Source organism: Pseudomonas trivialis (assembly GCF_036864995.1).
Classification (GTDB): domain Bacteria; phylum Pseudomonadota; class Gammaproteobacteria; order Pseudomonadales; family Pseudomonadaceae; genus Aquipseudomonas; species Aquipseudomonas trivialis.
In genome coordinates this window covers 1164034-1185922 of the sequence record NZ_CP142151.1, presented here as the reverse complement: position 1 = coordinate 1185922, position 21889 = coordinate 1164034, and the positions used below count along the sequence as shown (strand labels likewise).

Genomic DNA, 21889 nt, shown 5'->3' with positions numbered 1-21889 from the left:
TGGGAACATGAGACAAACTCACTCTATGTGTGTTTGTCTCAAATTACCTTCATGGAAAGCCCGTGCTCGAAATCCGTCATCTCAAGACCCTGCACGCCCTGCGTGAAGCCGACAGCCTGGTCGAAGCCGCCGAACGCCTGCACCTGACGCAGTCGGCGCTTTCGCACCAGTTCAAGGAATTGGAGGAGCGCCTGGGCATGCAGTTGTTCGTGCGCAAGACCAAGCCGCTGCGCTTTACCAGCGCCGGCCTGCGCCTACTGCAATTGGCCGACGCCACCCTGCCGCTGCTGCGCGGCGCCGAGCGCGATATTGCACGGTTGGCCGGTGGCACCGCCGGGCGCCTGCACATGGCCATCGAGTGCCACAGCTGCTTTCAGTGGCTGATGCCGACCATCGACCAGTTTCGCGATGCGTGGCCGGAGGTCGAGCTGGACCTGGCCTCGGGCTTCGCCTTCGCGCCGCTGCCGGCGCTGGCCCGGGGTGACCTTGACCTGGTGGTGACGTCCGACCCGCTGGAACTGCCGGGTATCACCTACGTGCCGTTGTTCACCTACGAAGCGATGCTGGCAGTGGCCAACCAGCACGCGCTGGCCGGCAAGTCGTACATCGTGCCCGAAGACCTGCTCAGCGAAACCCTGATCACCTACCCGGTGGAGCGCGATCGCCTGGACATCTTCACGCGCTTTCTGGAGCCCGCCGACGTGGAGCCTGCGCAAGTGCGCACCTCGGAGCTGACGGTGATGATGATGCAACTGGTCGCCAGCGGCCGTGGCGTGTGCGGCATGCCCCATTGGGCGCTGCATGAATACAGCTCGCGCGGTTATGTGAAAGCCAAGCGCCTGGGCGAGAAAGGCTTGTTTGCCACGCTGTATGCGGGGGTGCGCGCCGACATGCTGGACGCACCGTATATGCGCGATTTTCTGCTGACGGCCAAGGACACGTCGTTTTCCACGCTGGATGGCGTGAGCGCCGTGCGCTGAACATCACAATGAGGCCAGCGCCCACATTGAGCGGTGTGATAACCACGGCCTTACTCGGCCTTGAGTTCACGCCACATGTGAATCTTGTCGAAATACTCCACGCCCACCCGCACCGCCAGAGGCTCCAGGCCGTACTGGATAAAGCCGCAGCGCCGGTATAACGCAAACGCAGCGTCATTGCCGGCGGTGACGGTCAACTGGATCACTTTGAGACGAGGATGCCGGCGCGCTTCAGCCAGCGCCGCCTCCACCAACTGACGGCCCAGGCCCTGCTGCTGATACGCCTCGATCACGTACATGCCAAACAAGGTCACCTTGTGCCGCGCCTTTTCCCGAGGCTCGAACGCCAGGCCGACAATGCCTGCAAGCATGTCCCCGGCGAAAGCGCCGAGCAGCCGGTCCAGCGGGTTGTCGAGGCGTTTTTCCCACCAGCTCAGAGGCATCGCCGCACGCTCGGCAACGCTGGAGGTAAACGCCTGGGGATAGGCGCCGTACGCTTGCAGCATCAACGCGCGGTAGGCTTCGGCGTCCTGGGCCTGCAGCGGGCGCAGGATCATGCGGTGAGCGCGGCGCGATAAAACGGCAGGATCAGGTCCCGGGTCAACGGTGCCAGTTGCAGGCCGCCATCGCCGGTGGGGTCAATCCAGCGGATTTCTTCGATTTCTGCGGCGGGCGTTACGGCCACATCGATATTCACCTGAAACAGCTCGGCTTCGACGGTGAAGCCTGGCTCGTTGGCAGCAGGTGCCGAGAAGTGGCCAAGGTAGACGGCGGCATCCGGCTCGATGCGCAGGTTCAACTCTTCGAACAGCTCACGGGCCAGGGCCTGCACGGGTTGTTCACCAGCGTCGATCTTGCCACCCGGTTGCATGAAGGCCTGGGTGCCGCGCTTGCGCACCAGCAGGGTCTGGCCGTCGCTGCCGATCAGGAGGGCGGCGGCGATGCGAATGGTTGAGGTCATGGACAGGCTGCCTTGAATGCAAAGGCGCAAGGATCACATGGCCCAGGGCTTTATCGCAAATTCAGGAGGGCTTTCTGCCTGAGCGGGCGTTTCGTGGCGAGCGGGCTTGCCCCGCGTTGGGGTGCGAAGCGCCCCCAATCAAGGAAAACGCGGTGTACCTGACACTCTGCAGAGCCTGGTTTTGGGGCTGCTGCGCAGCCCAACGCGGGGCAAGCCCGCTCGCTACAGGGGATCTGCGGTGCAACTTGCCAGCGAAAGTGGTGGGTCAACAGCATCAACGTTTGCCGGGCCGACGCCTTCGCAGGCAAGTCGAATCGTCGCACCGCAGCTCCCACAGTTGACCGCGCTCACACTCCTCCATACCGGTCGGCTTTCAGGTCGCCGCGCTCTTGATGTTGATCTGAGGCGCCCCGTCAAACACGCCTGCGTTCGGGCACACCGAGCCTGGGCGAGGTGCGAGTGTTGGGGCGCAGGCTTTTTGGTTACTTTCGTCTGGGCCGGCTTCCGGACTTTACAAAAGTGACCCGCCGTAAGGGTGGCCCCCTAAGCCACCTCGCGAGCCCCCTCACCACAACAATTCAGCTGCCCATAGCCTCCCGCATTTCCTCAATCGGGCTCAGCCTTGATGAACACGCTGTACCGCGCACCCTCCATCGTCTCGAACGCAATCAACTTGTCCACCAACGGCAAATTGAGCGACTTGCCCGCATTGAGCAGCAACATGCCGTTGTCTGCATTCAGGTTGCGCGCCAGCACCATGCCCTCTTCCAGCTCGCGGGTGCCCAGCACCTTGACGTTGGGATCGCCCAGGGTCACGTCATTGAGGTAGGTGGCGCAGACCCGCACGAAATCTTCCACCAGATTGGGGTCGTAGAGCCGCCCGGCGTATTTGCGGATGTACAGCAACGCTTCGTCACTATTCATCTGGCGCTCCAGGATCAGGCCCTTTTGCAGCTCGATAAAGTCCACCGCCAGCTTGAGCAAACGCGAGCCCGCGGGAATTGCATCGCCCTTGAGGTGGTCGGGAAACCCGCTGCCGTCCCAGCGTTCCTGGTGATGGCGGATCAGCCGCGCAGCATCTTTCATGGGCTCCAGGGTCATCAGGAGCGACTCGCTCTGGCCGGGATAGGCCCGATAGCGTTCGCGGTCGGTGCTGTGCAGCAGGTCCGAGGGCGCGGCTGTCATGCTGTCGCTCCAGCTCAGTTTGCCAATGTTGTAGAGCGCGGCGGCCATGGTCAGGTCGCGGTTGCTGGCGCTATCAACGCCGTGGGACACGCACCAGGTGCGCACCAGTTCGATGATTTGCCGGTTGGTCTGCTTGGCGCGCGGCAGACGCAGGTTGGCCAGCAGCGAAAACACTTCAGTGCCGGTGGCATAGCTGTGCTTGAGCTCTTCATAGGCCAGGTCGAGCATGTCGGCGGTTTGCTGCAGCTCGCTGGTGCGCGCCGCCACGCGTTTTTCCAGGGAGGCGTTGAGCTGTTTCAGCTCTTCGTTCTGCTGCTGGATCAACTGCTCCAGGCGCGCGCGTTCACGCTCGGAGTGTTGGTGGGCCAGGGATTGGCGCAGGGCAAGCAGCAGTTCCTCATCCTTCCAGGGCTTGCTCAGGTAGCGGTAGATCTCGCCTTCGTTGATGGCTTTGACGATCAGAGTCAGGTCGGTTTCACCGGTCAACAGAATGCGCACGGTGTGCGGGTATGCCTGATGGATATGCGCCAGCAGCGAGGCGCCGTCCATGTCCGGCAGGCGCGCGGCACTCATCACCAGGTCGACGGGATGGCGGGCAAGAATGGCCAGGGCCTCGACGGCACAGGTTGCGCTGTGCAGCGCAACAGGCTCCAGGCGCAGCAACTGCGTGAGGCGCTGCAGCACGTCGGGGTGGGCATCGATCAACAGCACCACCGGGCGCTCGGCCTCGGTGAACGTAACGGACTCTCCCATGCAATACCTCGGATCGTCGGTGTGCGCTCCTTACGGTCTGGGCAACTGCCTCCTGGCGGACAGTGAAGAGTTTAGTTGGGTTTTCATGAAGAGAAGCGAACGAGGCGAAGCGTTTGAGACATTCAGTAATATCCAGACTTTGCAATTGCTTACAAATACCGCCAACCTGCGCCCGCCCGACGCACGGCGTGCACCAGCCTGCCACGTGCCTGTCCCAAACAATTTGTTCATAGAGCCCGCTGCCATGCTGAACGGACGCGACCCGCGCATCGATTTCTTTCGGGGCCTGGCGTTGATCTTCATTTTCTGGGATCACGTCCCCCACAATCCTCTCGGTCAAATCACCTTGCGCAACTTCGGCTTCAGCGACGCCGCCGAAGTGTTCGTGTTTCTGGCCGGTTACGCCTCGGTGCTGGCCTACGGCAAGGTGCTGCAGCGCGAAGGTTACTGGATGGCCAGCCTGAAGATCCTGCGGCGCACCTGGGTGCTCTACGTGGTGCATATCTTCCTGCTGGCAATGCTGATGGGCATTGTGTTTTTCGCCAACAGCCATGTGGAAACCCGTGACCTGGTGGAGGAGATGGGCCTGACGCACTTCGTCACCCATCCTCAACAGGCGCTCACCGATGAATTGCTGTTGCGCTTCAAGCCCAACCTGATGGACCCATTGCCGCTGTATATCGTGCTGCTGGCGGGCTTGCCGCTGATATTGCCATTGATGCTGCGCAATACCTGGTGGGTAGTCGCCGCCTCGGCCACGGTGTACCTGCTGGCGCCATGGATGGGCTGGAACCTTCGGGCGATTGCCGACGGCGTGTGGTACTTCAACCCGGTGACCTGGCAGTTCCTGTTTGTGCTCGGTGGCGCAGCGGCCATATACGCACAACGGCCGCGCCAGCCCGAGACGCGGGCGCTGCTGCGCCAGCCTTTGTTCGTGGCTGCGGCGCTGTATGCGCTGCTGGCAGCTGTGATCACGCTCAGTTGGCGCTGGCCGCAGGTCCACGATGCGTGGATGCCATCGGCCCTCAGCGACCTGCTGTACCCGATCAGCAAAACCGACCTCTCACCGGTGCGCCTTGTGCATTTTCTCGCCCTGGCTCTACGTCACCGCCAAGCTGTTGCCAGGGCGCGCCTGGACGCAAAACTGGCTGGCCCGGCAGACCTGCCGCACGGGGCGCTTTTCGTTGGAAGTGTTCTGTCTGGGTGTGCTGCTGGCACCGTTGGCGGACATGATCAACGCCCTGGCCGGCGATGCCTTTGCCATGCAGATTTTCACCGCGCTGGTGGGTGCCGGGTTGATGGCAATGCTGGGCGCCTGGCTGGAGTTCAACAAGCATTTGAGCCAATCTGCGTTGCCCCGGCAACGGCTACATAGTTAGGCCCGACAGCAAAACAGCGCATGCTCCCATTAGCCTTCCACTTTTCGTGAAAGGCTAATGCACATGACCGTCTACAACCTCCTCGGTCCCTCCCCCTACCTGCAATCAAGTGACGACTGGGCTCAGCAACAGGCGCTGGAGCAGATCCAGCGCAATGTCGAACAAGCCATGCACAGCCTGAGTGCGCAGGAAAAAAACGACTACATCAGACTGCAGCGCGAAGCGCAGAAAGCGCTCGTCGCCCTGGAAACCGAAAAGAATGTATTGATCACAGCCTTCAAGACCGAGGGCCTGGCGCAACTGCGTGCCAGCCTTGATGGCCGGGACCCGGAGCAATACCGGATCGAAACCACCTACATGGAAAAACGCGAGCTACCGTTCCCATGGGATCCAGCCCCAACCCCGGTGGGGAACCGGCCACGCCGCGCTTACGACGAAGCGCGCTTCAAGCTGCACACCAAAAGCATGACGCTCTGGGAAGCCGCGTGCCTTAACTTTGGCTTTACCCACTCCATTCGCCAGGACTCCGGGTACAGCCTGGTCGAGGCCAGTACCATCAGCGGCCCCGGAGAACCGCTGGACACCTCGGCTTTCGTCAGGATTACCCGTGAGCTGGACCTCGGCGCGCAATTGCAGCAGCGCATCAGGTTGGGGCTGGCCCTTAACGGCAAACTGCGCAATTTGTTCGCCAGCGCCACAAAGGCAGCGTTGCAGTTCGAGCTGTTGGACACCTGGCGCGCACGGAGCACCACGGGTCTCACCCGGCAGATGTATGACGCGCTGCTCAATGCTGTATCGGCGACCGACGCGCCACTTAAATTCGATACGTACCGCCTGAACGCGCCGCCCCCCAGCCTGGTCGCCAGCGCGGTGCCGCTGCCACTGTTGCTGATTCACGTTGCAAGCCTGGGAGTGGTGTCATATTTCCCGTTTCGACCAGGTGGTGCATTCCGTTATCACATTGATACCCAGGCTGCGGAAGTCGACCTGCGGCAACAGCTCAAAGACAGCCATCAGAAGAACGACCTTGGCTGGCTATCCCGACAACTCCCGTTCAGAGGCCTGCCGACCTTCATCGCCCTGCTGAACAACAACATACGTCCGGAAGGCTTGAACTGGCTCGCCGAACATTTATACGACGGGTTTCATCAGGCATTCCCAGCGCGTACGTTGGATAACGTGCGTTTTTCCAGGGACCTCAAGGCGGGCGTTTCAGTGTCCCTCACTGACGCGCTGACCAGTCACCATATCCAGCGTTACCAGTCCGATCTCGATACGCTCGCAACCACCCGTTCCGACGCGGACTGGCAAGCGCTCAGGGACGGAGCGGCGGCGCTCGCTGGCGAAATCCTGCAAGTGCTCATGACCCCCATGCCCGGAGGTGTCACCGGGATGAACCGGATCATGCAACTGGCCGTGCTGGGCAGCATGACCTACAGCATTGGTGAGGGCCTGGTTGCCGCCATAGCAGGAGAGCCCGGCAGCTTCGCCTCCGCCATGTCGGATGTCGCTGATCTGGTGGTCAGCGGCCACCTTATCAAGACCGCCAGCCGTGCCCACAGCCAGCGGATGCAAGGCTATCTGAAAACCCTCGGCAACCCGCGCAAGATCACGCGCACGGACGGAGTCGATGAATTATGGAGGCCCGACGCGCGCCTCTACGCAATCCCACATCCAAAGCTGCTCGATGGTCGCAGCCCCGATGCGCTGGGTCTCTATACCGTGGGAGACAAAACCTACGCCAAATTGCGAGAGGGCAACCAGACCGTGATGGCCGAGGTCAGCCACAACCCGAAAAGCATGCGATATGTCCTCAAGCACGCCAATAGCGACAGTTATATGCCGGCCATCGTGTTCGAGCCCACCGTGCAGGCGTGGGTCTTCGACCTGAAAAACGCCCACACGCTGTCCGACAGCCAACTGCTGCAACGTATGCTGCCCAATGGTTCTTCAATCATCCCCGACACAAACGTGGAACAGATGCTACGCGGCACCGCCACCAGCCGTGCCGACCTTGATGCTGTCTGGAGCGCACAGCCAGCACCATTGGGCCTGATTGAGGGCGTCCGCCGCCTGCAGGCTGACTGGGCGATCCAACTGATCATCGAGCGTTTCAACGAGCCAGGCTACCTGCCGCCTCATGGTGACGCCCTGGTGTTCGGGTTGTTGACGCAATTGCCCAACTGGCCAGCTGACTGCGTGCTGAACGTGAAGGATGAGCAAGGCGTGTTGATCGAGCGCTACAGCCCATCCGCCGAGCTATCCGCCACCCCGCATACCGTAAGCCTCACACGTCGAGAAGATGGCCGCTATACCGATGTGGACAACCAGGCGTTGCCCGCTGGCACCCAGGACTCCGTGATGCGCCTGATCATTAGGCAACAGCCCGGCACATCGACCCTGGGCAAGGAAGATGGCCTCACGCACACCGAAGATCAACGCATCAGCACCCTGCGTAGCGAGGTTGCGGAGCTGGCAGGCAAGGAGCGCCACAAGCTGTTCAGTGCTGCCGTCAATTATGCGGGTCATGAGAACACGGACCTCACTGCTCCAACCGAAACCCGCCGCTACTTGCCGCACAAGACGACACCGCCCCAGGTGGCAGTTACCCCTCTGCTGAAAAAACTGCGCGACCTCAACCGCCCGTTATCTGCCGCTAATTTCCAACGGCTGCTGGAACAGGAACCGCTGACGCCCCGCCAACAGCAGGACTACCTGCAAAACGGCACGCTGCCGCTGGAGTTTCGCGACGTGCTCGACCGCCAGCGCACCGCACTGCGGATCGACGCGATAATCGATGCGCTGTATCACCCCCGTGAGTTTGCCGAAGATACCGACCAATGGGCGCGGGAGTTCGCTTCGTCGTTTATGAGTCAGACACTCAAGCGCCCTTTCGTGATCAACGATATTGCGGCCGCAGAAACCTACACCTCCACCGGCCCCGATGATCTTACCGTTGAGCTGCGTCACTATGGCAAGGGTGCCTACCGGGCCTACGACATGCGCAACGGCGGCGAGATCCCGGTGTCGCCGGTGGCCGACAGCTTCTACCTGGCCATCGCCTCGGTGCTGCAGCCCCATGAACACGCCTTGCTGGGCATGAGTGGCGCCAGCGACGCCAAGGGTTTACGCAAGACTCTGGGCGACGCCATGGTTGCCCGGCGCAATCCGCAAGGCCTCGTCAGCCTGGCCGACCGTTCCCTGATGCAATACGAACAGCGCTCGCAGTTGCTGACTGGCAAGGCACCCGAGCACAACGGTCTCTACTCGATCAACGCCAAGCACTACCTGCCATTGTTCGGTTCGTTGTATGAGGTGGTCTTTGACAAAAGCCGGCAAAAATGGAGCCTGGTCCATCCGAAAAAAACCGGGGTCAACACACCTACCCTGGAGCACAATCACGAAGGCGCCTGGCGACTGTCCAGTGAAAACCCCATGACCTGGGACGACCACAGCCTGCTTTACCGGCTGGGCAATCAAACCTACGCCTTTACTCAGGACATGGCCGGAAAAATCATGGCCCTGACCGATACATCACCCGAGGCACTTGCGTCAGGTCCATTGCTCGGGACGCCCCGCGCCCCCTCTACTGGCCGACACTTGCAAACGCTTCAAGATCGATGAGCAGATCCAACTGTTCATCAAGGCAATGCGCGCCAACCCCACCTCCGCTCATGCGCGACCGGCGCTGCAATTGCTGATACTGAACGGGATCCGCGGCTGGCCCGCCGACCATGTGCTGCAAATTGTCGACAGCCAGCAGCGCGTGCTCCAACAGTACCCGGCCGACACCCCGGCAGATGCCAAAATGATCACGGTGACGCAGCAGGAGTACAACGGCGGCAAACTGCTCGGCACGGTGATCAGGAACGATGCTGTTTGCCAGGGTTTGCTGGGCGAAACCCCCACGTCCCACGATGATCGCCTGTTCAAACTGGTGAAAAAAATCGTCGCGTTCACAGAGCCTGAGCACACTCAGGTGTTCAATTCAATCTACGCACACAGCGAGCTCGGTGGCTGCGCACAAGAAAAAAGCTTCAAGGCCAAACATCCGAATCTGCCTACCAGTACCGTCAAGGCTATTCTCGACCATGCGACGCCCTGGGAACTCAACCAGCTGCATGAAAAAAATCAGGTGGGATTGCGTCTGTCGGAACAGGCTCGCCTGTCGGGCCACGACTTGCGCTTGAACCGTGCCTATGAGGGGCTTTACCTGCCGTCCTGCGCCAATGCCGACAGCGACAAAATCACGTTGCATTTGCTCAAGTTTTTGCCGGATTGGCCAAAAAAGCTGCGCGTGGATGTTCATCAAGACGATCACAAAGGGGCGTTGCTGGAAAGCGCGGGGCACTTGGACGCGAGCGTGCGCCGCAAACTGGGCAGGACCCAGGAGGGCTACCAGGCTTATGACACCTCGGATATGCCAATGGGCGCCCGCGTTCATTCAGTGCTGAATGCGCTGGCGCAGTTCCTGTCGGCTGCTGAACAGACCGCACTGGGCATCACCGAGAATGAGGGCGTGTCGGCGTGGCGCGAACAGGTAGTTGCCCTGGCGCTGGGTCGCCGGGTTGAGATCAAAGGGTTGCTCGACTTGCCGCACCTGCAACCCTGGATGCAACCGCCGATGCAGGTCGACCGCTCGTTTCTGGCCTATCCGGTCTGGAGCGGGCGCTGGCCATTTGGCGCAAACCGTCCACCAGACCTGATCTCCAGGGTACAAGAGCTGTACCCGTGCATGAGCAATAGTGAGGCCAATGTATTTATTCGCACATTGAACAGGAGCGAATCCGAAGCGCTGATCGAGGTGAACCGGCTTCAGGCGGAGTACCAGAGCATGGACACGGCGTTGACCCGCTGGTCGGAAACCCACCAGGCGATTGATGATAGAGGCCCTGCCGGCATCCACCAGCGTCGGCGTCGTACCATCGCCAGCGAGTTCCGAAGTGCCTGGCGGCGCGAACGTCCGCGTTACTATTACAATGATCTTGGTCATATGCACGGGTTGCATCTGGATCTGGGTGCCAGCGGTCTTCCCCCAACCACTGTCTTCTCTGGGGTGACGGGGCTGGCACACATCGAACATCTGTCACTGACGGCGCACACCTATCCGGTTAACACCGATCGCCTGTTGAGACAGCTCCCCGGACTCGTCTCCATGAGCATCAGGGCCAACTTGGTGGATCTGCCCACGGCCGTCACCGACATGACTCAACTTCGGTACCTGCGCCTGCCCTTCAACAATCTCATCCTGACCGCAGAGTCGTCGGCTCGCCTGGCAAACATGGTCGGTCTGAGGCACCTTGACTTGAGTTACAACGTGCTCGGCAGAGCACCGGACGTCAGCCGACTCAGCCAGTTGAACGTCCTGGACCTCACCGATACACAAATCCGCCAGTGGCCGACCGGAGCGCTACCTTCTGACTCGCTGACGCTGAATCTGGAGCACAACCTCATCCAGACCATTCCCGACGAGGTGTTCACCAACCCGCAGGGGTCAATGACCCCCGTCAACACCCTCCTCCATGGCAATCCGCTTACCCGGGCCACACGCCAACGAATTGCAGACCATGAACGCAGCCTGGGTATTCGCGGACGAAGCCCGCACAGCGTGCCGCACGTTGCGCAGAGCGCTAAGGCCATTGATCCTTGGCTGGTCGACATCCCCAAAGCCCAACATGAGGCTTGTAGAGAAATGTGGAAACAGTTGCAAGCCAACGAGGAGGTACGCGCCGACGACGTGTTCCAGGTGCTGCGTGACCTGCCGAAAACCATTGCCTACACGGCTTCGAAGGAATCAAGGCAAGCGCTGAGCGCTCGGGTCTGGAATTTGTTGCTGGCCATGGCCGATTCCACCGAACTGCGCAACAAGGTGTGTCTGAACACCTACGGCGCCGGGAACTGTGGTGACAGCGTCCTGCTAGCTTTCACCAACATGGAGCTTGAACACCTCATCCATGAGGCAAAGATGAAACCTCGAAGCTACGACAGCGACAGGGCTCTGATTGCCTTGTCCACCGGGCATTTCTACCTGAACCAGTTGGATCTGATTTCCGATGCATTCATCCACGCACGCGAAGCTGCCGGTCAGCATGTCGACCCGGCCGAAACCACCATTTACTTTCGTGCCCAACTGGCCACGGAATTCAACCTGCCCTTTAGCCGCCTGGAGCTGCTGTACAGCGTCGACAGCTACGTGACTTCGCAGATCCTTGATGGTGCACGCACTAAACTGCGCCTGATGGGCCAAAGCCCGGCCCTGCAGGAATGGTTGTTGATGGAAGGCTTCTGGATCGAATACCTGGCCAGAAGTCATCCGGAGCCTTTCAATACCATCAAGGACACGATCCAGTACAAAGTCGAAACGCTGAACAGGGAACTGCCCGATAAACAGTCGGATATCTACCTGGAGCGACGCCAGTCCCTGGTCGACCTGGAGAAGGACGAGCACAACCGCCTGGTGCGCCAACTCACACTCGCTACACAGGCGGCATTGCAACGCGCCTGAGCCGATGCCGCCGGAGCCTGCGTACAGGCTCCGGCGGCCGGTTTACGTAGAACGCAAGGCGCTGTGTCCGCCCGGTTTGGGTTGCAGCTTGAATACGTGGAACAGCACCGTCAGCAGCAACAGAAAAACCGGGCCTACATACAGTGCGATGCGCGTATCGGGGAAGTACGCCATCAGGCCCACCACCAGCAGCAGAAACGCCAGTGCCAGGTACGAGCTGAGCGGGAACAGCCACATGCGGTACTTGAGGCCGTCGCGCTCAGCCGGGCTCAGGCCCCGGCGAAACCTGAGCTGCGCCAGCAGGATCATCACCCAGGTCCAGATCGCGCCGAAGGTGGCGATGGAGGTTACCCACACAAAGACTTTTTCCGGCACCAGGTAGTTGAGCAATACGCCCAGCAGCAGCGCACCCATTGACAACAGCAACGCCTTGCGCGGCACGCCGTTGCTGGAGGTACTGGCAAAAGCGGCCGGTGCCTGACCGTTCTGCGCCAGGCTGTAAAGCATGCGCCCGGTGCTGAAGATGCCGCCGTTGCACGACGACAACGCGGCAGTGATCACCACAAAGTTGATGATGCCGGCGGCGGTCTTGATGCCCAGGCGCTCGAAGGTCATCACGAACGGACTGCCCTGGGTGCCGATTTCATTCCACGGGTAGATCGACAGGATCACGAACAACGCGCCGACGTAGAACAACAGGATGCGCCAGAACACCGAGCCGATGGCATTCGGGATGGTCCTCTGCGGGATCTTCGCTTCACCGGCGGTGAGGCCGATCATTTCCACGCCCAGGTAGGCGAACATCACCATCTGCAACGACATCAACACGCCCTGCACGCCGTTGGGCAGGAAGCCGCCGTGGGCCCACAGGTTGGAAATGCCCAGCGCCACGCCGTCATTGCCAAAGCCGAACGCGATGATGCCGACGCCGCCGATCACCATCGCAATGATGGTGACGATCTTGATCAGCGCGAACCAGAACTCGAATTCGCCGAAGGCCTTTACCGCGATCAGGTTGATGGTGCCCATGCTCACCAGCGCCGCCAGCGCCCAGATCCAGCGCGGTACGTCGGGGAACCACACGCCCATGTACACCGCCACGGCGGTGATCTCCGCCACGCAGGTCACCAGCCATAAAAACCAGTAATTCCAGCCGGTAAGAAAGCCCGCCAGCGGGCCGAGGTAATCCTGGGCATAACGGCTGAACGAACCGGCAACAGGGTTGTGCACCGCCATTTCGCCGAGGGCGCGCATGATCACCAGAATCGCCAGACCGCCGATGATGTAGGCGAGCATGATCGCCGGGCCGGCCATTTCGATGGCCTTGGCCGAGCCGAGGAACAGGCCGACGCCGATGCAGGCGCCAAGGGCCATCAGGCGAATGTGCCGTTCGCCCAGTTCACGTTTGAGCGGGCCGTTCTGGACGGTCTCGCCAGGGGGCAGGGGGTTGCCGACAGGCATAAGGGTACAACCTCATCTTGTTATTGGATTGATCCACCGGCGTTGCATCGCAAGACCGGTGGGGCGTGCAGTATAAAAACCCGCATGAGGGTATTTTCACTCTATAAGCGACAAAATTCAGCGATAAATCTGGATAAAAAAGAATTCTACGAGACAGACTTGCCTGCTTCAAAGCGTTAAACAATGGGACCCGCCTTTCTTCCAGCTGCCCGGCAACCCAGGCCCTGTGGCGAGCGGGCTTGCCCCGCGTTGGCGCGCGAAGCGCCCCTAATCAGGAAACCCTCGGTATACCTGATACTACGCGCAGGCTGGTTTTGGGCTGCTGCGCAGCCCAACGCAGGGCAAGCCTGCTCGCCACAGGGGATCTGCGCTTAACTGAACGCGCCAGGAGTAATTTTTCACACAGCGCCACCAGCGACTACGCTTCACCCAAGTCCGATCAATCTGAGGGAATGGATCAATCGACCATGGGCGCGTTATGGCAAACCGATTCGAAAAAAGCTGCGGTACTCGACGACAGCACGGATCAACCGCCATTGCCGAAAGGCCACCGTTCGCGAAAGCGATGGTGGTGGCTGGTGTTGTTGGTCGCACTGCTGGCATTGTCCTGGGCCGCCGTCAGGGAGATGCACAGCTCGCGCCTGCAAGCTGCGCACCTGAGCGCGTTCGCCGCTTCTCTGAGCTATCGCGTGGAACCCGGCGCCAGCGACGCGATTGTGTACCCTGGCGCCGGCCCGTTTGATCAGCGCCTGGGCTACAGCGCCCTCGACGAATTCCTGCCGCGTTTGCTCAAGCGCAATTACCTCATCGAGGCCCAGGCGCGTTTCTCTGCGCCATTGATGAACTACGCCCAGCGCGGGCTGTACGTGCCCTACGTCGAAAAGCTCCAGGCCGGCCTGAGTCTTACCGATTGCCGCGCGGCGCCGCTGTACAGCTTCAGCTACCCGCAGCAGCTGTACACCAGCTTTACCGCGATCCCTGCGCTGATGGTGCAAAGCCTGCTGTTCATCGAAGACCGCGACCTGCTCGACCCCGCACACCCAACGGCCAACCCGGCGGTGGACTGGCCACGCTTCGCCAAGGCCGCCTGGTCACAGCTAGCCAGGCTCCTGCATCTGCCTGGGCAAACGGCCGGCGGCAGCACCCTCGCCACCCAGTTGGAAAAGTACCGCCACTCGCCCGACGGCCTGACTGCGTCGGGCAGCGAGAAACTGCGCCAGATGATGTCCGCCAGTGTGCGGGCCTACCAACCGGGGCCAGATACCCTGGGCAGCCGCCGCAACATCGTGCGCGACTACCTCAACACCGTGCCGCTCTCGGCCGTGCCGGGGCACGGTGAAGTGCATGGCATGGCCGAAGGTTTGCGGGTGTGGTTCGGCGCCGACTTCAATCAGGTCAATGCGCTGCTGGCTGACGATGCACCGCAGGACCTTGCGCCAAAAGGCCTGGCCCTGCGCCAGGTGCTGTCGCTGATGATCGCCCAGCGGCGCCCCTCGCACTATCTGAACAAGGGCCGTGACGAACTGGCGCAATTGACCGACAGCCATATCCGCCTGTTGGCCCAGAGCAAGGTGATCGACCCTGCGCTGGCCGCGGCCGCACTCGCCGGGCATGTCACCTACCGCGACTGGCAACAGCAACCGACGCTGCAGCCGGTGGAAACCAACAAAGCCATTACCGTAGCGCGCAACCGCCTGGCCAGCCTGCTCGACCTCCCTCTGTACGACCTGGACCGCCTCGACCTGGCCGCCACCAGCACCCTGCAATACGACCTGCAAACCCAGACCACCGACTACCTCAAGCGCCTGGCCGACCCGGCCTTCGCCGGGCAGATCGGCCTGCTCGGCCCGCGCCTGCTCACCGCGCAAAGCACGCCACAGGTGCGTTACAGCTTTACCCTGTTCGAACTGACACCAGGCGGTGCGCGCGTGCGGGTGCAAACGGACAACACCGACCAGCCCTTCGACATCAATCAGAGCAGCAAGCTGGAACTGGGCTCCACCGCCAAGCTGCGGTTGCTGACCACCTACCTGCAGATCATCAGCGAATTGCACGGGCGCCATGCCACGCAATCGGCCGCGGTGCTGAAAAAAGTCGCAGTGGCCGAACAGGATGTATTGTCGCGCTGGGCCCTGGATTACCTGATACGCAACCCCGAGCGCACATTGTCGAAGATGCTCGACGCGGCCCTCGACCGCACCTATTCGGCCAATCCCGGCGAGGCGTTTTTTACCGGTGGCGGCCTGCACCGCTTTCACAACTTTCGCAACGAAGATAACGGCCGCAACCCGACCCTGCGCGATGCATTGCGCGAGTCGATCAACCTGCCATTCATCCGCCTGATGCGTGACGTGGTGCGCTACGTCACCTACGCCAATGAGAGCACCAGCGCGCAATTGCTCAAGGACGACAGCGACCCGCGTCGCCAGGAATACCTGGCCAGATTTGCCGACCGTGAAGGCAGCGCGTTTCTGCTCAAGTTCTGGAAAAAATACCGCAACAAGGACACCCAGGCGCGGCTCGACACGTTCATGGACAGCCTGCACCCCACCGCCATCCGCCTGGCCGCCGTGCACCGCTACCTGCTGCCCCGCGCCAGCCAGGAAAGCTTCAACAGCTTTGTGCGCGCGCACCTCAAAACCGGCGACAAACTCAGTGACCAGCGCCTGGCCACGCTTTACCAGAGCTACGGTCTCGGCGCCTACGACCTGCCGGACCAGGGCTACGTTGCCAAGGTGCACCCGCTGGACCTGTGGTTGCTCGGCTACCTGTTCAACCACCCCGAGGCGACGTTCACCGAGGTGATCAAGGCCAGCGAATTCGAGCGCCAGGAAGTCTACAGCTGGCTGTTCAAGAGCCGTCACCAGAGCGCCCGCGACAGCCGTATTCGCACCATGCTGGAGATCGAAGCCTTCCTCGACATCCACCAGCGCTGGCAGGCCGTGGGCTACCCGTTCGATCACCTGGTGCCGTCGCTGGCCACCGCCATCGGCAGCTCCGGCGACCGCCCCGCAGCCCTTGCCGACCTGATGGGGATCATCCTCAACGACGGCGTGCGCCTGCCGGTGTTGCGCATCGACAGCCTGCAATTTGCCGTCGGCACACCCTACGAAACCCGCGTGACCAACGATCCCGACCGCGCCAAACGGGTCATGCCCAGCGAAGTCGCCAGCGCGTTGCGCGGCGCCCTGTCGCAAGTGGTGGACGCCGGTACCGCCAAGCGCGTGGCCGGCAGTTTCAAACTGGCTGACGGCACACCGCTGGCCATGGGCGGCAAGACCGGCACCGGTGACAACCGCATCGAAGCCATGGGTGCCGGCGGGCGCATCCTGAGTTCCAAATCGATCAACCGCACTGCGACCTTTGTGTTCTACATCGGCGAGCACCACTTCGGCACCCTCACCGCGTTCGTGCCTGGCGCGACGGCGCAGCACTTCACCTTTACCTCGGCGTTGCCGGTGCAGGTGCTCAAGGGCATGGCGCCGATGCTCACGCCGTACCTGCAACCGGGGACGCAGACACTCTGCATAGCGCGTTGAACAGACACGCCTGCGCATATTTCAGGGCACAGAAACCTGTATTTTTCTAGGCTATTTCGGGCAAGGACACTGAATAGACTCAGGGAGTTTCCACTCCCTTATTCAGGTTCACACCATGCCGATCAACTCACCCCCGTTCCAGGGCCGTCACTTCGAACTGATCCAGAACGCCCTGCCCAATTGGGTCAGACAGGCCACCCCTGCGCGAATACAGGCGCTCAAACGCAACAGCCTTCCCAACCTGGCGCCTTACCCCAACGCCACGCCCGAGCAACATCGACAGCTCAACAGCGCCGTCGCCGCCCATTGGCACGCGCAGGCGCCGCTGGATAAACGCCTCGGCGCACTCAATGACCTGCGTGCCTTTGCCGAACGGCAACTCAAGCGTGCCCTGCTGCCTGACTACGGCGAGATCGATGTACGCAACACCTGGCTACGGGTGTATGTGGAGGCACCGAAGGCCTGGTGGGTGATCGATATCAAGGGCGGCATACAAAGCAAAACCGTCTCACTGCTGGACATGAGCCTGCACAACTTCGCCGCCAGCGATACCTTCGTCGATCACGCCTTCCTGGGCCCTGAAGACGCTCGCGGCCAACGCGAGATCCTGTCGATCCGTCATCGTCGCAACGGGCAGAATTTGACCGTCGAAGGGTTCAAGTCGGTGTGTCGAACGCTGGATATCGGTGGCAATTACCAGGCTCGACTCAGAAGCGCCCTGGGCTTTGATCAACCGGCCCTGTCTAGCGTCGTGCGCCACGAAGTGCTCAGCCAGCTCAAGGCCGATTTGCGCAGCAGCGCCCATTTGGCCCTGCAACACACGCACTTGCCGAGCGACGCGCATCAGGCGTTGCTCGGATTCATCGACCACCCCGTGGGCCTGTCACTCAATGGCCGCCCATTGGCGTGCTACACGTTGAAGGTGGGCGGCATCCAACTGGCCGGCATCATGGTGTTCGCCACGTCGCCGGAACCACACTCAAGCGCCGGGCGTGTGATCGCCTGGGTCCCGCAAGACCCCGAGCATCCGCTCAAGCAATACCCTTCGCCACAGGCTTTTGCCGAAGCACTCACCGGCCAGTTGCGCAGTGGGTCTGCCTATCAGGTTTTTTTCAGCCAGTTTGTAGCACACGCCGAGCGCGGCGCGTTTTTCTCGAAAGTGACGTCAGGTACCAATCTGGTATTCAGCCTGCTGGACATCAGCCTGGACCATCCCAACCGCGCCGCCCGCCCTGAGCAGGACACTCCCTGGCTCTACCTGTACCGGGTCAAGCTGAACAAGATCGTCAACGATGCCCGGGAGCTGGCGGTGTCCAGCGCCTATGCCGACCGGCTGGCCCGCTGGGCCTGGTGGGACAACGTGGAGCAGATCGTCTCGGACGTACTCAACGCGGCCTTGCTGGTGGCCACGCCCTTCGTGCCAGTATTGGGCCAGATGATGCTGGTCTGCAGCGTTTACCAGGTGTGCAACGACGTTTTCGAAGGGCTGCTCGATTGGGCTCAGGGCCATGGCGCGCAGGCCGTCGACCACTTGTTGGGCGTGACTGACGCCGTGGCCCAGTTCGCCCTGTTTGGCGCGGCCGGGAAAGCCTTTGAAGCGCTCAAGCTGTCGTCGTTTGTCGAGGGTTTGCACCCCGTACAAACGAGTGAAGGCAAGGTCAAGCTGTGGAACCCGGACCTTTCACCTTACGCACAATCCCCGGCAGACGTGCCGGCGGAAAGCGCCCTGACGCCGCTGCAAGACCAGCACTTCGAGGTGCGCCACGATGCCGAGCTGGATGAACATCGCATCGTGCACCCCAGCCGCCCGGACGCTTACCGACCGCGCATTTTATTCAATGGCGATGGGGCTTTTATGCATGAGGGCGAACAGCCGCAAAGCTGGGACAACCAGACCCTGATGCGGCGTCTCGGCCCACGGGTAAAGGACTTTACCGACCAACAACTGGCCGACCTGCGTGTTACCAGCGGCACCCACGAAGGCGTGCTACGCGCCATGTACTGCAACAATGAACGCATGCCAACGCTATTGGCCGGCAGCCTGGAACGCCTGGAAGCCCGGGCCTTTCCCGAAGCCATCAGCCGCAGGGTGCGCACAGGCGACGCCCTGCCGGACGGACCATCGATGGACTGGTTCCCACAGCACATCACCGAACTGCCCGGCTGGCCCGAGTCCAAAGCCTTGAAGGTGTATCTCAACGATGATCTGACAGGGCCAGCGCTCACGCATGGCAACCAGAAAGCCACCCAGGCCGAGACACTCAACCTCAGCCTGTCCCAGGCCTTGTCCGGCACCTTGCCGGAACACGTGCTGGCGTTTCTCGATGAAGCGGACGTCCGCAGCTTGCTCAAAGGTAATTTCGCGAAGGAGTTTCGCGTACAAATACTGCGCGAAAAGCTGGCCAACCATGTACTCAGCCACACCGCCGACATCGCAGACACGGTGTACCGGATTCGCGATATAACCGACGACCCCAGCCTTGCCACCTTGCGCGAACCGTTCAAGCACCTGGATTCGAATACCGCACGTGCCGTGCACGCCAGTGCCACCGCCGAAGAAAAGCAGGCGCTAGCCCAACGACAACTCCCCTTGCGCCTGCACAACCGGGCCCGGGAGCTGGCGTTTGCCAACCAATCAGTCCTGGCCTTCGAAGGTTTGGACCGCCCCTCGCCACTGCCGACGGCCACAGAGCGCATGGCGCTGAACGCGCTGAAGTTCTACAGCGACACCTTTGGCCAGTTGCGTATCGAAATCCGCGAAAACTCCGCCACCGGCCCACTGCGGTGTGCAGCCGGGCCGTCGACGGGCAGCACAACGCGCGTGCTGATTCGCAACGCGCAGGGATATGAAGTGCACGAGCCCGGCAGCGCGCCACGCACTGACCTGTATCAGGCCATTCTGCTCGCACTGCCGGCTGATCAGCGTGAAGCACTGGGCGTTAAACCTGGCGATGGTGCCGCGCTCAAGCAGTGGATCAAACAACACGTTGAATCCCTGGCCGAGCGCCGCGTGGTCCTCGCCGAAGCGCCGGTGCCCGTTATCCAGAGCCGGGAAACCAGCGAGTTGCTGGGTGGCCCGGTGTACAGCCGCTGCACCAACGCGCAGCCTTGGACCAACCCTGAACACGCACGGATGACGTTGCAACTGCTGTTCCCGCAGATGAGCGAAGCACGGCTGAATGTCTTCCTGGACGAAATTCCGCCGTTTGATCTACGCAACACGCTGAACAGGCTGACGGAGGAAAAACAGCAACTGCACGTCGATCTGTACAACTGGAAGAAGTCATCCATCAATACCCACTCGTATCCCCTGTCGGATCGGCAGATTCGTCATTCGAGAAAGCACCTGGCCAGACGGCTCGAACGCTGTTGGGGTGATCGGTTCGCCGAGTACACGGACAGTTGGGGCCACGTTCAGCGAGGGGCCGTGCTGAACCTCGACGGTATCACCATGCCCCCCGAACTGCCGGTCTTGAGCGCCAATTTCGACCACGTGACGGTACTGACGAGCAACAATTGCGGCTTTAACCTGGCCCACAGTGACTTCCTGAAACTCTTCCCTTCGTTACGTGGGCTCAGCCTGGCCGATAACGGCCTCACGCGGGTACCCGAGGCCTTGCAACAGATGCATTTCCTCAGAGACCTGAAACTGTCCGGCAACCGTCTTGAGCTGTCCGGCGAGGACGCAGCCACGTTGAACACACTGCGACACCTCAAAAGCCTCGACCTGAACAACAACCCTCTGATTCAGATCCCCGACATCGGTGGGATGCCCGGCCTGCGCCGGCTTTACCTCGCAAACACGCCCATCGACACCTGGCCGGCAGGGCTATTCGCACAGCCGCGCAACGAAGACTTCATCCTTGACCTGCACGGCACCCGGATCGAGCGTTTGCCGCAGGTGCAAGCGGGTTCCCTCCAGGCGCGAATCGTGGCACGCGCACGCCTGGATCGCGCCACCCTGATTGACGAAGACCGCGTACGTTACGAAGCCCTTCGCGAGGCTGCCGGCCTGGACCCGAACCGCACTTATGAGCCCCAGGGAACCAACGATTTCTGGCTCCAGGGCCTGGAGACCGATGAGCGCAAGAAGGCTGGTGAATTATGGGGCGCGCTGGAAAAAGAGCATGGTTCTCAGGGCTTTTTCGAGGTCATTGCAGGGTTGAAGATTGATGACGTGTTTCAAACCGGAGCCGACCGACAGCGCTTCATCACCAACACGCCGCTGCTCAGGCAACAGGTGTGGCGCGTACTGCGGGCGGCACACGCGGACACGCCGTTGCGTGAGCATCTGTTCAAGATGTCCAGCTTTCCCGGCCTGTGCCCCGACGCTGCGACGCAGATCTTCAATGAAATGGGAATTGAAGTGATGGCCAGCGAGATCATGCGTGACACTGCAAGCGCCACTGAGCTCGAAAGCCGCCTCGTCACCCTGGCCAAAGGCAGCGCGCGCTTCAAGCTACTGGCCCGGGTTGTCGGCGAGGATATCGCCACGCGACTCCTGCCGAAATCCGAAGGGGGCCTGGGGCAGCGGTTCAGTTCGGATATACGCGAAGGGGTGCCCGGCGAGATTGATGAAGTCGATGTTCATCTGGCCTACCAGACCTCCCTCGCTGGCCGCCTGGACCTGCCCTGGATAAATGATCACATGCTCTACAGGCTCACCGCCAATGTCAGCTCGTCACAGATCGACCACGCCTACACCCGTGTGTTTGAGCAGGCGGAAGGCGACGGTCTGGTCAACCAGATGTTGCTTCATCCCTGGTGGGAGCAACATCTGCAGGCCGCCTATGAGAACCAATATCGCGATAACGACCGCGAGTACAACGAGCGCTTTCTGGCATTGGATGATCTCAAGGAGATCCAGCCACAATGGGCCAATGCCGATGCCCTGCCAACGCCCGAACACGAGCGCTTGCGGGAAACGCTCAAAGACCTCGCAGATGCAGCGCACGTGCCCGAAAGCGAGGTATTTACCGAGCAGGCAATGGACACTGAACGCTACAACCGACTGCTCAATAACCAGGGCTACGACCGGCAGGAATGGATGCGCCGCCTAACACGACGCGCACTCACCCAGGCGAGCGGACGCAGCAACCGTTCACGCTGAGAACGGTTGCCGCTGA

The 21889-nt window shown here is 61.3% G+C and carries 9 protein-coding genes and 1 pseudogene; 6 read left to right on the top strand and 4 right to left on the bottom strand.

Annotated features, from left to right (window positions below):
* The first annotated feature begins 62 nt into the window (after positions 1-62).
* Entirely contained in the window at positions 63-980 is a 918-nt protein-coding gene (gene metR / locus VRB54_RS05135) for a transcriptional regulator MetR (RefSeq protein WP_338479785.1), read from the top strand.
* A 50-nt stretch (positions 981-1030) separates the two neighbouring features.
* On the opposite strand, the gene VRB54_RS05130 is transcribed toward metR, so the two are convergent.
* The 3 genes from VRB54_RS05130 to VRB54_RS05120 all read right to left on the bottom strand — a co-directional run bounded on the left by VRB54_RS05130 (position 1031) and on the right by VRB54_RS05120 (position 3879).
* Positions 1031-1537, bottom strand: a complete 507-nt coding sequence (locus VRB54_RS05130; RefSeq protein WP_338479784.1) for a GNAT family N-acetyltransferase — start codon at positions 1535-1537, stop codon at positions 1031-1033.
* On the bottom strand, positions 1534-1941 hold the full coding sequence (locus tag VRB54_RS05125; RefSeq protein WP_338479783.1) for an NUDIX domain-containing protein: 408 nt from the start codon (positions 1939-1941) through the stop codon (positions 1534-1536). The genes VRB54_RS05130 and VRB54_RS05125 overlap by 4 nt, the downstream gene beginning before the upstream one ends.
* Positions 1942-2547: 606 nt before the next feature.
* Positions 2548-3879, bottom strand: coding sequence for an HD domain-containing phosphohydrolase (locus VRB54_RS05120; RefSeq protein ID WP_338479782.1), 1332 nt, complete (start codon positions 3877-3879; stop codon positions 2548-2550).
* A gap of 244 nt (positions 3880-4123) precedes the next feature.
* Between VRB54_RS05120 and VRB54_RS05115 the strand changes: the two are divergent.
* The 3 genes and pseudogenes from VRB54_RS05115 (at position 4124) to VRB54_RS05105 (ending at position 11763) form a co-directional block, all read left to right on the top strand.
* Positions 4124-5258, top strand: a pseudogene (locus tag VRB54_RS05115) (OpgC family protein).
* Positions 5259-5321: 63 nt separating this feature from the next.
* Positions 5322-8882 carry a dermonecrotic toxin domain-containing protein gene (locus tag VRB54_RS05110; RefSeq protein ID WP_338479781.1) on the top strand — a complete coding sequence of 1187 codons (3561 nt, stop codon included), beginning with the start codon at positions 5322-5324 and terminating at the stop codon, positions 8880-8882.
* Positions 8806-11763: an NEL-type E3 ubiquitin ligase domain-containing protein gene (locus tag VRB54_RS05105; protein WP_338479780.1), complete on the top strand. Its 2958-nt coding sequence runs from the start codon at positions 8806-8808 to the stop codon at positions 11761-11763. The genes VRB54_RS05110 and VRB54_RS05105 overlap by 77 nt, the downstream gene beginning before the upstream one ends.
* Before the next feature lie 42 nt (positions 11764-11805).
* Here the strand turns inward: VRB54_RS05105 and VRB54_RS05100 are convergent, their stop codons facing one another.
* The gene (locus VRB54_RS05100) at positions 11806-13224 is read right to left on the bottom strand and encodes an amino acid permease (RefSeq protein ID WP_338479779.1); all 1419 of its coding nucleotides are present in this window, start codon (positions 13222-13224) and stop codon (positions 11806-11808) included.
* A gap of 467 nt (positions 13225-13691) precedes the next feature.
* Between VRB54_RS05100 and VRB54_RS05095 the strand changes: the two genes are divergently transcribed.
* Positions 13692-16763 carry a biosynthetic peptidoglycan transglycosylase gene (locus VRB54_RS05095; RefSeq protein ID WP_338479778.1) on the top strand — a complete coding sequence of 1024 codons (3072 nt, stop codon included), beginning with the start codon at positions 13692-13694 and terminating at the stop codon, positions 16761-16763.
* 115 nt (positions 16764-16878) lie between these two features.
* Positions 16879-21873: a dermonecrotic toxin domain-containing protein gene (locus tag VRB54_RS05090; protein WP_338479777.1), complete on the top strand. Its 4995-nt coding sequence runs from the start codon at positions 16879-16881 to the stop codon at positions 21871-21873.
* Positions 21874-21889: the final 16 nt, after the last annotated feature.